Source organism: Desulfosudis oleivorans Hxd3, assembly GCF_000018405.1.
GTDB lineage: Bacteria > Desulfobacterota > Desulfobacteria > Desulfobacterales > Desulfosudaceae > Desulfosudis > Desulfosudis oleivorans.
Window position 1 is genome coordinate 2,549,927 of the sequence record NC_009943.1, and the last position, 12,749, is coordinate 2,562,675.

General features: G+C 58.2%; 12 protein-coding genes. 8 read left to right on the top strand and 4 right to left on the bottom strand.

Annotation, left to right across the window (positions count from 1 at the left end; translation table 11 throughout):
- The first annotated feature begins 191 nt into the window (after nt 1-191).
- Nucleotides 192-908, top strand: a complete 717-nt coding sequence (gene sfsA / locus DOLE_RS10785) for a DNA/RNA nuclease SfsA (protein WP_012175514.1) — start codon at nt 192-194, stop codon at nt 906-908.
- 61 nt (nt 909-969) lie between these two features.
- On the top strand, nt 970-1,323 hold the full coding sequence (locus tag DOLE_RS10790) for a DVU0772 family protein (protein WP_012175515.1): 354 nt from the start codon (nt 970-972) through the stop codon (nt 1,321-1,323).
- Nucleotides 1,324-1,328: 5 nt separating this feature from the next.
- Here DOLE_RS10790 and DOLE_RS10795 read toward each other — a convergent pair whose 3' ends face one another.
- The 3 genes from DOLE_RS10795 to DOLE_RS10805 all read right to left on the bottom strand — a co-directional run bounded on the left by DOLE_RS10795 (nt 1,329) and on the right by DOLE_RS10805 (nt 4,720).
- The gene (locus DOLE_RS10795; RefSeq protein ID WP_012175516.1) at nt 1,329-1,988 is read right to left on the bottom strand and encodes a class I SAM-dependent methyltransferase; all 660 of its coding nucleotides are present in this window, start codon (nt 1,986-1,988) and stop codon (nt 1,329-1,331) included.
- Nucleotides 1,989-2,092: 104 nt separating this feature from the next.
- Entirely contained in the window at nt 2,093-3,985 is a 1,893-nt protein-coding gene (locus DOLE_RS10800; protein ID WP_232362697.1) for an aldehyde ferredoxin oxidoreductase N-terminal domain-containing protein, read from the bottom strand.
- Between the two features lie 54 nt (nt 3,986-4,039).
- Nucleotides 4,040-4,720 (bottom strand): Crp/Fnr family transcriptional regulator, encoded by a 681-nt coding sequence (locus DOLE_RS10805; RefSeq protein ID WP_012175518.1) that lies wholly within the window; start codon nt 4,718-4,720, stop codon nt 4,040-4,042.
- A gap of 404 nt (nt 4,721-5,124) precedes the next feature.
- On the opposite strand from DOLE_RS10805, the gene DOLE_RS10810 reads away from it, so the two are divergent.
- A complete protein-coding gene (locus tag DOLE_RS10810; RefSeq protein WP_012175519.1) occupies nt 5,125-5,859 on the top strand; it encodes an HD domain-containing protein in 735 nt (244 codons plus the stop codon).
- A 15-nt stretch (nt 5,860-5,874) separates the two neighbouring features.
- Complete coding sequence (locus DOLE_RS10815) at nt 5,875-6,627, top strand: ATP-binding protein (RefSeq protein WP_012175520.1); 753 nt, start codon at nt 5,875-5,877, stop codon at nt 6,625-6,627.
- A gap of 182 nt (nt 6,628-6,809) precedes the next feature.
- Here the strand turns inward: DOLE_RS10815 and DOLE_RS10820 are convergent, their stop codons facing one another.
- Nucleotides 6,810-8,576, bottom strand: a complete 1,767-nt coding sequence (locus DOLE_RS10820; protein WP_012175521.1) for a sigma 54-interacting transcriptional regulator — start codon at nt 8,574-8,576, stop codon at nt 6,810-6,812.
- Nucleotides 8,577-8,804: 228 nt separating this feature from the next.
- On the opposite strand from DOLE_RS10820, the gene recJ reads away from it, so the two are divergent.
- The 4 genes from recJ to DOLE_RS10840 all read left to right on the top strand — a co-directional run bounded on the left by recJ (nt 8,805) and on the right by DOLE_RS10840 (nt 12,717).
- A complete protein-coding gene (recJ, locus tag DOLE_RS10825; RefSeq protein ID WP_012175522.1) occupies nt 8,805-10,526 on the top strand; it encodes a single-stranded-DNA-specific exonuclease RecJ in 1,722 nt (573 codons plus the stop codon).
- Between the two features lie 173 nt (nt 10,527-10,699).
- Nucleotides 10,700-11,119, top strand: coding sequence for a hypothetical protein (locus DOLE_RS10830; RefSeq protein ID WP_012175523.1), 420 nt, complete (start codon nt 10,700-10,702; stop codon nt 11,117-11,119).
- A gap of 72 nt (nt 11,120-11,191) precedes the next feature.
- On the top strand, nt 11,192-12,193 hold the full coding sequence (locus DOLE_RS10835; RefSeq protein WP_012175524.1) for a ribonuclease Z: 1,002 nt from the start codon (nt 11,192-11,194) through the stop codon (nt 12,191-12,193).
- Nucleotides 12,190-12,717 (top strand): PTS sugar transporter subunit IIA, encoded by a 528-nt coding sequence (locus tag DOLE_RS10840; protein ID WP_012175525.1) that lies wholly within the window; start codon nt 12,190-12,192, stop codon nt 12,715-12,717. The genes DOLE_RS10835 and DOLE_RS10840 overlap by 4 nt, the downstream gene beginning before the upstream one ends.
- Nucleotides 12,718-12,749 lie beyond the last annotated feature (32 nt).

Below are 12,749 nucleotides of genomic sequence, written 5' to 3' on the forward strand. Positions count from 1 at the left end.
GATGGAAGCCGCGGGACAAAATATTTTATTTTATACAGAAATTTGCCCATGTCGGAAAATTTATGAAATGTTCGGTTAGTGGTGATACACACCTGGCTCAAACACCCAAAATGAGGCACTCCGGTTTGCCCTTTTGCCGGAACAGTGCTACTGGTTGAAAAATTTTTAAATTTATATCAAAGGGAACGCTCATGGCGCAAAAAGAGGGAGTTTTCTGGCCGCCCCTGATAAAGGGAACGCTGATTAAGCGGTACAAGCGGTTTCTGGCTGATGTGCGCCTTGGCAACAACCGGATGGTAACGGCCCACTGCCCCAACTCCGGCTCCATGAAGGCCTGCTGCGAGCCGGGCCGGCCGGTCTATATCTCCCGGCAGAACAGCCCCGCACGCAAGCTCAAGTATACCTGGGAGCTGATCGACATGCCCGGTTCTCTGGTAGGGGTCAACACCGGCATTCCCAACGCCCTGGTTCGGCGCTCCATTGAAAAGGGCTATATTCATCCGTTGAAAGGGTATGACAGGGTCACGCCGGAGGTGAAAACCAGCGCCCACACCCGGCTGGACCTGATGCTGGAAAATACGAAGACCGGGGGGCGCTGCTATGTGGAAGTGAAAAACTGCACCCTGGTGGAGAACCGCACCGCCAGTTTCCCGGATGCGGTAACCGAACGGGGGAAAAAACATCTTCTGGAACTTCAAGGTCTTGCAGCCAATGGCCACCGGTGCGCCATGGTCTTTCTGATTCAACGCATGGATGCAACCACCTTCCGGCCCGCCGACCCCATTGATCCCGCTTATGGCAGGACCCTGCGTGAGGTGGCCCGTTCCGGGGTCGAGCTCTACGCCTATGACGTGAACATCGACCTGGAACGCATTATCATTGGCCGCCGGATCAAAATCGTCTTATAGAACTTCGGCACGGGCCTTGCATTCTTCTTCGGTCATAAGAACTTGAAAAAGGAGGCAGACCATGCTGACACTTTCTGAACTTAAAAAAAGAAGAGACCTGCTCAACCAGGTCGACTGGGATATGACGCCGGAAGAGGCGGTTCGACTCTACCTGGAGTGGGGCAACAACTGGGCCGGTGGAAATTACGTGATCCGGTCCAAAAACGATGTGTCTCACTACTTTGTGGTCAACACATGGAAAGAAAAACCCAGGGTCTTTCTGGTACGGCGAAACTCCGACCTGGCCGAAGATCTGGCCGCCTTTGACCTGCCCCAGCCCCTGGAAACCGAATTCATGCGCTCCGTGGGCCGCAACAAAGGGGTCTATTCCATTGAAGGCCCTACCCGGCGGTGGCTGGAAAAGGAATTGGGGTAAAATCGCTATTCAGCGGCCCGGGGCGGAGTGATCCGAATACTGTCGTCCCGCACCTCGATGCCGGCTTCAGGGCGTTTTGACCGAATAAACCCGGTCAACTCCTCCATGGTGGGATAAGCGGGATAAGTGCCGAAACAGCGGGCGTCATCAATAAGAATCACGTGCCCCTGTTCCGTCGTGTTGAAGATGTGGCCCAGTTCCTCAAACACAGGCGTCTCCTTTTCCCCTTTGGCGGTTTCTCCGGCAGAGTAGTGGCCGTCCAGCCAGAACAGGGCCGGTTTATCGATGGTTGCCATCAGGTTACCCAACTCAGTACCGCTGTCGCCCTGAATCAGCTTGATGTGCGAAAATTTGCGGAATCTTTCCGCTGCCCGTTGGTAAAGGGCCGGGCTGAGTTCAATGGAGTAGACGCGCTCAAAGGTGTTCTTCATGGCGTCCACCATGTCGCCATAGAAAGTGCCGGTCTCCACCAGGATTTTCAGGCCGAAACGTCCGGCATATTCGGCCAGCATCCGCTGTTTGATGATATGGGGCGGCGGCGCGGGGCGTCCCTTTTTTTCCCACTCTTCTAATTCGTTTTTCTGCCGCTGCTGCCTCAGCCGGTCCTGAACTGACCGGTACCACAACACCGGGATTCTGATGATGCGTTGCCATGTCTGTGTCATATAATACTCCGATTACCGTGTCGTATTTTTTCTGTTGATCGACAGCCTTCGCCTTTTTACCCCGGCACCGGCCCGATGAAAAGGGAAAAACGTTTGCCGGTCCCTTAGTCGGGAAACTCCCGCAGGGATTCGTGAATGCCCTTGTGAATTTCGTACCAGAATTCATAGGCGGCGGCGTTTTTGTCCGTGTCAAAAAAATCGATCCATCGGTCCAGCGCTTCGTTCTTGATGTCATCAACCGTTTTTTTCTTTTTCAGGAAACCGGCCACCAGGTCGGCCACGCGTTCCGGCTCCCAGAACACCGAGGCATTGCGGCTGGCGATACGGCCGGCGGTCAGGTGAATGGAACGCAAAAACCGCTTCTTTTCCCCGAAAATCTTTTCCACTATATCGGGCATCATCTCTTCGGCCCAGCCCCGGTGAAACCGGCACATGCCCATGTTGTCGAGCATCAGCTCCTGGACCAGGCGGCGGGCGCATTCGCGGCCCAGGTCCCGGGGCGGCAGAAAATCTCGGCCATAGTGCATGTAGTACTTGCCCATGATGGCCATGGGCGCAAAGGCGCCGGGGGTCCAGTACTGGTTGGGCACCATCCAGCCCTGGCGGGCAAAGGCGAGATACACGAACCGGTCCCGCACCGCTTTTCCCTTTTCCCGGGCCAGGCGGCGGGCAAACTTGCGGGCCCCGAACGCCAGGGGAATTTTGCCCCCAGGTGTTGTCATCTGGTCCAGCAGGGCGATGCCCAGCCGGGCATTGTGCATGGAGTCATGGGTTACGTCAAAATCATCCATCTTCCACCGGGGCCGGCCCTCCACGCCCAGCGCTTCCGGTGCGATCAGGTTTTCGTCCAGGCAGTCCATCAGCCAGGAGATCACCCCGCCCGCTGAAATCGCGTCAAACCCCAGGGTATCGCCATGGTGATTAAGGGCCTCGGCGGCCCGCTGATCAAAAACACCACACAGCGGCCCCATGGCCTGGTAGGGCTCGTAATCCTTTTTATATTCACCGTTCAGCTTTTTGCATACCGCGGCGCAGGGTTCGCCGCAGGTGCGCTGCTGTTTGGGCACAATCGTCTCTTCGTTGAACTGTTTGAGGTAGTGGTCCAGCACCAGGCGCGAATGCAGGTTTCGGCGCTCTTCCTCGCTCCAGTAGATGGAGCGGTAGTTGAAGGCCAGCAGGTTGCCCTCCATGGAGGCGTAGTTCACGCCAAAGGTGCCACCGGTGTTGAACTTCGGATCAAACCGGTACTTGGCCGTAGCCTCCATGTCCTTGGCGGCCATGCGCTGGTTAAACTTGTCCTCAAACCACTGGTCGGCCACGGACCGGTTGCAGAAGTCCTCGTCCACATGGGTGCCGCCATAAATGACGCCAAGGATGCCGTGCTCCTGCAGCAGCTTGGTGCCAAAGCCCCCTCTGCCGGCCCAGGTGTCGGCGTGGGTCAGCTCCCCTTTTTTCAGCGGGGCCGAGCAGATCGCCCCGATATCGGTGCACAGGGCCGCCGGTCCCACGGCCAGCACTCTCGGATCATCTTCATACCGGGCGGCAAACGTTTCAAGGGCGTAGTCCATGACCGCATAGACACCCCGGCGGCCCTGGCTCCAGATCCGGTCGGGCTGGACCGGAACCAGCTCCACCTCAATCTCCTCACCATGGGTGCGGTTCAGGTATAAAAGAGAAGGCTGAGAGGCCTTGCCGAGGATGGAGAGCATGTTGATGCCCAGGTTGTCGAACACCAGGGCCGCCCCGCCCATGGAGGAGATGTAAAAGCCGTGCCAGCAGGGCGATATGCCGGTGACAATCAGCCGGTTGGAGCCGGGCAGCACCGACCCGGCCAGGAGCCCGGCCCCGATGTTGAGGCTGTGGTGCTTGTAGGCCAGGTGAATGCCCAGGTCCACAGGCCCGAAAAAATCGCCCACCGCGTACCGCTGCATGCGGTAAAACCCGTTGCCCGCATTGAGCAACAGCACTTTAAGAAAATGGTTTGACGCATTCATCATAAAACCTCCGCTTCACCATTCCGAAAAAGGGGAAAGCTGCCCCGCGAGCTACAATTACAGGCGGCCGTCCGCTGCCAGCAGCTCCAGGCCCTCGATGTCCAGAAGCGAAATAACGGCGCCCTCCACCTCGATCAGGCCGGTATCCCGCATCTTTGCAAGAATGCGGGAAAGGGTTTCCGGAATCGTGCCCAGCAGGCTGGCCAGCTGGCCCTTGGAAATGGACAGCTCCACGCGCCGGGTATCCTTCTGCTCCTTTGCCAGAAACAGCAGGTACCCGGCCAGGCGGCCGGGTACCTCTTTTAACGAAAGGTTTTCCACCTGCACGGTAAACTGTCTCAGCCGCCGGGAGAGAACGGCCAGCATGTTAAGCACCAGGGGGGTGTTTTCTTCCAGGAGCCGGACAAAGACGGTTTTTGGAAAAAACAGCAGCAGGCTCTTTTCAAGGGCTGCGGCCCCGGCCGGAAAGGCGCTGCCGGCAAAAACCGGCACCTCGCCCACGGGCTCACCCGGGCCGAAAATATGAAGAATCTGCTCTTTGCCGTCCAGGGAGACCTTGAACACCTTGATGCGACCTTGCGCCACCACGTAAAATCCGTCGGCTTTCTGGCCATCGGAAAATATCATCTCCCCCTTTTCAAAGGGTTTTGACTGGGCGATTCTGGCCACTTTTTCGAGCTGGTCGGCAGGAAGGCCGGCAAACAGAGGGGCCTCGGCAATAACAGTGGCGGGATCCATTCGGTCTCCTTTTTATAAGCTGCGTGATGTATTGAACACGAACCGGCAAAGCGTGTCAACTTATTCATACAAAGGGCCGTTACTGCAGCGTCCTTCTTCGTGCCCTTCTTTTCTTCGTTTTCTTCGTGTTAAAAAACAACCAGCCGATTGAGCCGACAGGACGTTGCAACACGAAGCGCCCGAAGGACTGGAAGAACACGAAGAGAATTTTCGTCGCATTCCGTCGGGGTCAAAATCGAACAGGCGTAAGATGAAGGGCATTAAAGTGTTTACGAAAAAAACAGGATTCTTGATTTAAGTCAATGCCGATTCATCCAGGTTGAGTTATTTTGCAATCAACATTAGGATAAACGGGCCGGGCAGAAAACAAATACCGGCGGTGCGATACCAGAGGAGGATACAATATGAAATGCCCAGGACAGGATACTCGCTACTGGAAAGGCAGCGACATTTCCGAGGCCAAATGTCCCAAATGCGGGGCGGCCGTAGAGTTTTTCAAGGACGACACCACCCGTGCCTGCGGCGCGTGCGGCCACAAGTTTTTAAATCCGGGCATGGATTTCGGGTGCGCGGCCTATTGCGAACACGCGGCCCAGTGCATCGGCAACCTGCCCCCGGAACTGCTGGCCCAGCGGGAGAACCTGCTCAAGGACCGGGTGGCCATCGAAATGAAGCGCTACTTCAAGCAGGACTTCAAGCGCATCGGCCATGCCACCCGCGTGGCCCGGTACGCCGAGGAGATCGCCAAACAGGAGGCCCCGGCCGGCCTGGCCGTGATTCTCTGTTCCGCCTATCTTCACGATATCGGCATTCACGAGGCCGAGCGCAAACACAACAGCACCGCGGCCCGGTACCAGGAAGAAGAGGGACCGGCCATCGCCCGGGCCATTCTTGAAAAAACCAGCGCCCGCCCGGAATTGATCGACGAGGTGTGTGATATTGTCGGGCACCATCACCACCCCAGGGAAAACGAAACCATCAATTTCAAGGTGCTCTACGACGCCGACCTGATCACCAACCTTGAAGAGGCGCAAAAGGAAAAGCCGGGCGATCCCCAGCGGCTGAAAAAAATCATCGCAAACGACCTGTTTACCGAAACCGGCAGGCAGGTGGCCAAAAGAGTGCTGCTGAAACAATAATCAAAGGAAAATGCCATGAAAGTGACAAGAAAAATCATAGAAATAGACGAGGAAAAATGCACCGGCTGCGGCCAGTGCGTGCTGGCCTGCGCCGAGGGCGCCATTGCCATCATCAACGGCAAGGCAAAGGTGGTGTCGGACAACCTGTGCGACGGGCTGGGCGCCTGCATCGGCGACTGCCCTGAGGACGCGCTTCACATTGTGGAACGGGAGGCCGATGAGTTTGACGAGGCGGCCGTGGAAAAACACCTGGAAACACTTCAGGCAGAAGAAAAAAAGGCCCCGGCCACACTGACCTGCGGGTGCCCCTCTTCCCACGTGCAGACTTTTATGGAGGCAACGCCCTGCCAGGCGGCCAACCAGCCCCGGGCCACGGCCCCGACTCCGGCATCGGCCCTGGGCCACTGGCCGGTGCAGATCAGCCTGGTGCCCCCGACAGCCCCTTTTTTAAAGGGCGCGGACCTGCTGGTGGCGGCCGACTGTGTGCCGGTTGCCTTTCCCCGGCTTCACACCGAATTTCTGCCGGGCCGGGCCATCATGATCGGGTGCCCCAAGTTTGACGACAAAAAGGCCTATGTGGAGAAATTTGCCCAGGTATTTGCCACGGCCGGCATCAAAAGCGTCACCTGCGTGATGATGGAGGTGCCCTGCTGCTCCGGCCTGCCCATGATTTTAAAAGAGGCCATGCAGACCGCAGGGGTCAAGGTCCCCATGGAGGTGATCACGGTGTCGGCCAGGGGAGAAATCCTGGAGAGAAGAAAGATGTAGCCCAACCAATCGGGATCGCTATCGGGATCGGGATCGGGATCGAAATCACTGAACAATCCGGAACCGGCCGGCCGGCTTCGTGTGCTTCGTGATCTTCGTGACCTTCGTGCTAATAAATGGCCTGTCTCATCAGACCGGCGGAGTGCCTGGACACGAAGACACGAAGAAATAAAATATTCGGGTCAGATCTCTTCATCAGCAACAATATCGGGGTGGTCGTTGAGAAACCGGTAGAGGGTGGCCCGGCCCACGCCCAGCAGGCGGGCCGCCTTGGCCTTGTTGCCGCCGGCTTTTGCCAGGGCCGTTTCCACGCTGCCCGTGTCCAGTTTGTTGCGCCGGCCCCGCTTCTGGGGAAGCGGCGTGCCGTCGCCCTGAATTTCCGGCGGCAGATGGGCCGCCGTGATCTTGTTACCGGACGCCTTGATTACCAGGAACTGAATGATATTCTGAAGCTCCCGCACATTGCCGGGCCACGCGTATTCCGCCAGCAGGCCCATGGCATCATCGGTGATGGTGACATTGCCGGTTCGGGCGCCCATGGCCGCATGCCTGACAAAATAGTTGGCCAGCAGGGGAATGTCGTTTTTCCGCATGCGCAACGGCGGCAGGTGAATGGGCACCACGTTGAGCCGGTAGTAAAGGTCTTCGCGGAACGTCCCCTTTGCCACCTCTTTTTTCAGGTTCTTGTTGGTGGCGCTGATCACCCGCACATCCACCGAGGTCTGTTTTTCACTGCCCACCTTTTCCAGGACCCCCTCCTGGAGAAACCGCAGCAGCTTGACCTGGGTGGACATGGGCAGCTCGGCCACCTCGTCTAAAAAGATGGTCCCGTTATGGGCCAGCTCAAACCGGCCTTTCTTGTCACGCACGGCCCCAGAAAAAGAGCCCCGCACATGGCCGAACAGTTCGCTTTCCACCAGCCCCTCGGGCAGGGCACCGCAGTTGATGGGCACAAACGGTCCGTTACGCCGGGTGCTTTCGCCGTGAATGGCCCGGGCCACCAGTTCTTTCCCGGTGCCGGTCTCACCGCTGATATTCACCGGCACATCATAGACCGACAGGTCGCGAATCTGGTGAAAAAGGCTTCGCATCTCCGGTGTTCGGCCGATGATGCCGGCAAATCCATCCTCCCCCTTCTGGCCGCGGACCGCCTCCTTGAAGGCGGTCTGGTCGGCCAGAGCCGCCACGACGCCCTGAATACGGCCGGCCGGGTCCCGCAGGGGCACCACCGTCACATCCAGCTCTTTGCGCTGGCCCTCAATTTCCGGCGCCACGGTGGAATAACTCTTTTTCTGAAACGTCGGGGGTTCGCACCCATCACAGAAAGAGCAGTTCTCTCCGCACAGGCGGGGAACAAACACGTCGTGACAGTTTTTACCGATCACGTCCACGGCGGACAGGCCGGTGATCCTTTCAGCCCCTTTGCTGAAAAAAAAGATTTTCCGGCCCAGGTCATGGGCCAGAACCCCCTCGTGAAGGTTGTCGATAAGCCGTTCGATATTGGCCTTGTATAGAGAAAAAGAGGCGTAATATCCCCGGTTCAGAAGGTCGTGGACCAAGTCCTTTATAATCCGGGCCGCTTCCCGGAATGCCACCCGTTGGCCCTCAAGATCCCCCACAGCTTCCGCCGGATCGGCCACGGTCCAGCACACCAGGGGGGGGAATCCGGCCAGCATGGGAAACTCCTGGCCAAGGGTCTGGCAGAGGTCCACGGCAAGGTCGAAATGGCCCGCTCTCAACGCTGAAACCGCCTTGGGCCGATGGCCGGAAATATCAATGCCATGCTCGGCCATCACCTCCACGGCCATGGGGTGGACCTCCTGATCGGGCGTGATGCCCGCACTGAAAATCGAAATATTGTCACCGGCCATTTGCCTGGCAAAGCCCTCTGCCATCTGGCTTCTGGCGCTGTTATCCCTGCACAAAAAAAGAATGGTGCCCTTATTCATTCGCTTTGCTTCACCTTTATCCATAGGGTTTTGTTGATCGACCGTCTCATTGACGTATACTATTTATGAGACAATGTCAAAGCCATCCGCACCGGCAAAACGCGAGGCCGGACAAAATGTTTGACTTGTTCAGCCCATGACTGTACTTATGAACAGCCGGTGCCCGGCGTTGCATGAACGACCTTGCGTTGCACGGACGGCCCATCCACCCTGGATACAGCAGAATTCATGACCCGGAATATAAACACCAGACAACCCGATCCCTCGGCCGTTACCGCCATTGCAAAGGCCCTGCCCTGCTCGGACATTGCCGCGTCCCTGCTGGTCAATCGGGGCATTCTATCGGTAAAACAGGCCCGGCACTTCCTGTCCGCCACCGTGGCCGACCTGCCCTCTCCCTTTTCCATGAAAGGTATAGACACGGCCGTGGCCCGCATTCACTCGGCCCTGATCAACCATGAAACCATCCTGGTGTTCGGCGATTATGATGCTGACGGCATCACCGCCACCGCTCTTCTGGTGGGGTTCCTCACACAGGCCGGTGCAACGGTCCGGCATCACCTGCCCCACCGGATTCTGGAGGGGTACGGTCTCAAGCCCCGGCACATCACCGAGGTTGCCGCCACGCACAAGGCCTCGCTGCTGATCACCGTGGATTGCGGCATCACCAGCCATGCCGCGGCCCTGGCCTGCCGGGAGGCGGGTATTGACCTGATCATCACCGACCATCACCAGGCACCGGCCGAACCGCCTACGGCCCTGGCCGTGATCGACCCGGCCCAGGCCGGCTGCCCGTCGGGCCTGGGCGATCTGGCCGGCGTGGGCGTGGCCTTCTACCTGCTGATCGCCCTGCGGGCCTTTCTGCGAGAAAAGGGGTTCTGGAAAACCCGGCCCGAGCCCAACCTCAAGGCCTGCTGTGACCTGGTGGCCATCGGCGCCATCGCCGATATCGTTCCCCTGACCGGCGAAAACCGGATTCTGGTCAGAACCGGCCTGGAACTGCTCCGCACCCCCTCCCGGCCGGGTATAGAGGCATTGATTGCCGGCGCAAAGATCAAAAAACCGGCCCTTTCCGCCGAAGACGTGGCCTTTCGGCTGGCTCCCCGGCTTAACGCGCCGGGCCGGATCGACCATGCCGCAACAGCCCTGGAACTGCTGCTGGCCGAAACAAAGGAGGTCGCCGTAAAAATAGCGGGCCGGCTCAACCGGCTCAACACCAAACGGCAGATGATTGAAGAGGAGATTTCGGGTGAGATTCAGCAGATTGTCAATGATCGCATCAACACCATCAAGGAACGGCGTTCCCTGGTACTGGCCCATCGCCAGTGGCACCAGGGTGTGATCGGCATCGCCGCGTCACGGGCCGCGCGGCGCTACAGCCTGCCCGTGGCCCTGATCACCATTTCCGGAGACATGGGCATCGGATCGGCCCGCAGCATCCCCGGCCTTCACCTTTACGACGCCCTCAAGGGATGCGCCCGGCTCTTCGAGGACTTCGGGGGCCACGCCCAGGCCGCGGGTTTCCGCATTCGCATGGAGAACCTGGCCGCGTTTGAGACACAGTTTGAGTATATTGTGCGGCAGCAGACCACACCCGGCGACTTTGTCCCGGCCGTTGAGGTAGACTGCGAGCTGGCCATGGACCGCATCACTAACACCCTGGTCCGGGAGATCGAAGGGCTTTCCCCCTTTGGCGCCGGTAACCCGGAGCCGCTGTTTTCAGCCCGCAATGTACGGGCCAGCGACACCTTCATGATCAACGGCCGGCACCGGAAAATGACCCTGGCCCACCCCGGAACGGACAGGGGTATTGCCGCCATCTGGTTCAACACCCCGGCATCACATCAGGAGTCCTCTTTTTTCAGACGAATCCTCTTCCGGCTGCGGCAAGACACCTGGAACGGCTCCGGCGCCCCGCAAATCATCATTGAAGACGCCTTTGCCGAGTAGCCGGAACACAGCAGCCGATCGCCTTCCCTCTGACCTGGATATTACAGGTGAAATTTCCGGACAACCCGGCAAATCCGTCCGGGCCGCAATTTTCCCTTGCATTCATGGGCCGCACCCATTATTGTTACCTAGTTTTCATCCATGACGCTTTGATAAAAAAGAGGTATTTGCATATGGGAAAAGTCTTCCACAAGGGCAGCAGGGAGTCGCAACTGCTCTCCCGGATAGAGTCCTCAAAGGAGTATGAACGCAGAAACGCCATCTCCAGGGTCAGAGACATATCAGAGACACTGGCCAACGCCATCACCTCCAAGCTCATTGAGACCGGGTACGTGGAGACCCACAACCAGAACGGCCTGGAGGAGATGATTCACAAGTGCCTGGAAGAGCTGACCCGGGCCGATGATTTTGACGTGGACTACAGCGTGGCCCCTTTCCGGGGAATCACCACTACTCCCAACATCGTGAGCCTCTACGTGACAGCCTTCGTGATCGAAAAGGTGATCAACCACAAGGATACCGTGGATGTCTACGGTTCCGACGAGGAGATATACGTCTGCATCAACCGGCAGGTCACCAAGTATCTTTCATAAATCCGGTCAGTGCATGGATCGGCCCGGCAGGGTCCTGCCAAAGCGGTTCATGGTCTGCCCACTCAAGAGGCGATGCGACCGACCTTCCACCCCTTTCTGGTCAACCACCCGTTTGACGATCCCTGCCTCTTTATCAATTTTCTTTTTGAAAACAGGGCACTGGCCTTTGACCTGGGCGAAATCAACAACCTGGCGCCCCGGGACATTCTGAAGCTGACCCACATCTTTGTCTCCCACACCCATATCGACCATTTTGCCGGATTTGACCGTTTTCTTCGCCTGGCCCTGGGCCGGGACAGGAAGGTTCACCTGTTCGGCCCAGAAAACTTTCTGAGCAATATCAGCGGCAAACTCGGGGCCTACACATGGAACCTCACCGACCGCTATGAAAAAAGCCTTCGCCTGCAGGTGACGGAAGTAACATCCCGGGGCATGCGGACCCAGTGGTATCGATGTCAGGACCGGTTCGCGCCCACGGCACCGCCCCGGTCCTCGCCCTGGACCGGCACCCTGCTGGAGGCGCCGGGGTTTACCATCTCCGCCGTCATTCTGGACCACGGCACCCCCTGCCTGGGGTTCTGCCTGAAAGAGCGGTTTCACATCAACATCAAAAAAGAGGCGCTGACCGCGCGGGGACTGGAACCGGGGCCATGGCTTCAATCCTTTAAAAAGGCCCTGTATGAACAGGCTCCACCGAACACATCAATTACTGTTCCCGCGGGAGACACGCTTCAGGCGTTTGGACTGGCGGCCCTGGCACAGGATATCGCCCTTATCACACCAGGTCAGAAAATCGTCTACATCACCGACGTGGCCTTTTCTCCGGATAACGTCGAACGCATCATGGCCTTTGCCCGAAACGCGGACCACCTCTTTATCGAGGCCTATTTTCTGGATGCGGACCGGGAAGCGGCCCGTGAGAAAAAACACCTGACCGCGGCCCAGGCCGGGGAACTGGCCGGCCGGTCCGGGGCCAGACGGTTTTCCGTCTTTCACGTTTCGCCCCGGTACATGGACAGGCTGCCCGAAATCGAGCAGGAGGCCCGGCAGGCTTATGACAGGTTCAGAACATGAGACCGTCCGCCACCGCCATACATCTGAATGAACTGATCACAGAGGAACGCGTCGTTTTTCTGGACGAAACAACGCGGATTCCGGCTATTCGTCAACTGGTGCGCCATGCCTGCCGCCTGGTGCCGGGGATGAAGAAAAACATCCTTGAAGCGGCTGTGATGGAGCGGGAACGGATTGTCACCACCGGCATCGGCCTGGGAGTGGCCATTCCCCATGCCCGGCTGGCCGGCATTTCTGATTTCTTTATTATCCTTGGTATTGCCACCTCCCCCATTGCCTGGCATGCCGCAGACGGCCGGCCCGTGACCATCATCTTCCTGGTGTGCGGGCCTGAGGCAGGGGCCGGCGATCTGCGGGAAAAAAGCCGGCTGGCCGAAGTCTACCTGCGTATCATTGCGCGGCTGATGCTGCTGATAAAAGACGAAAAATACCGGACAGCCCTTGTCCGGGCACAACGCGCGACCGAAGTGGTCGATCTGGTCCGGCACTTTGACCGGGCCGGCGAAAACAGGGACACGCCCTGAAGCAGGGCGGGCCGGATCGTTATATTCCCCTT

Bases quoted from the DNA above. Each gene is read 5' to 3' on its own strand.
- sfsA (WP_012175514.1), top strand. From the start codon at position 192: ATGGCGCAAAAAGAGGGAGTTTTCTGGCCGCCCCTGATAAAGGGAACG.
- DOLE_RS10790 (WP_012175515.1), top strand. From the start codon at position 970: ATGCTGACACTTTCTGAACTTAAAAAAAGAAGAGACCTGCTCAACCAG.
- DOLE_RS10795 (WP_012175516.1), bottom strand. From the start codon at position 1,988: ATGACACAGACATGGCAACGCATCATCAGAATCCCGGTGTTGTGGTAC.
- DOLE_RS10800 (WP_232362697.1), bottom strand. From the start codon at position 3,985: ATGATGAATGCGTCAAACCATTTTCTTAAAGTGCTGTTGCTCAATGCG.
- DOLE_RS10805 (WP_012175518.1), bottom strand. From the start codon at position 4,720: ATGGATCCCGCCACTGTTATTGCCGAGGCCCCTCTGTTTGCCGGCCTT.
- DOLE_RS10810 (WP_012175519.1), top strand. From the start codon at position 5,125: ATGAAATGCCCAGGACAGGATACTCGCTACTGGAAAGGCAGCGACATT.
- DOLE_RS10815 (WP_012175520.1), top strand. From the start codon at position 5,875: ATGAAAGTGACAAGAAAAATCATAGAAATAGACGAGGAAAAATGCACC.
- DOLE_RS10820 (WP_012175521.1), bottom strand. From the start codon at position 8,576: ATGAATAAGGGCACCATTCTTTTTTTGTGCAGGGATAACAGCGCCAGA.
- recJ (WP_012175522.1), top strand. From the start codon at position 8,805: ATGACCCGGAATATAAACACCAGACAACCCGATCCCTCGGCCGTTACC.
- DOLE_RS10830 (WP_012175523.1), top strand. From the start codon at position 10,700: ATGGGAAAAGTCTTCCACAAGGGCAGCAGGGAGTCGCAACTGCTCTCC.
- DOLE_RS10835 (WP_012175524.1), top strand. From the start codon at position 11,192: ATGCGACCGACCTTCCACCCCTTTCTGGTCAACCACCCGTTTGACGAT.
- DOLE_RS10840 (WP_012175525.1), top strand. From the start codon at position 12,190: ATGAGACCGTCCGCCACCGCCATACATCTGAATGAACTGATCACAGAG.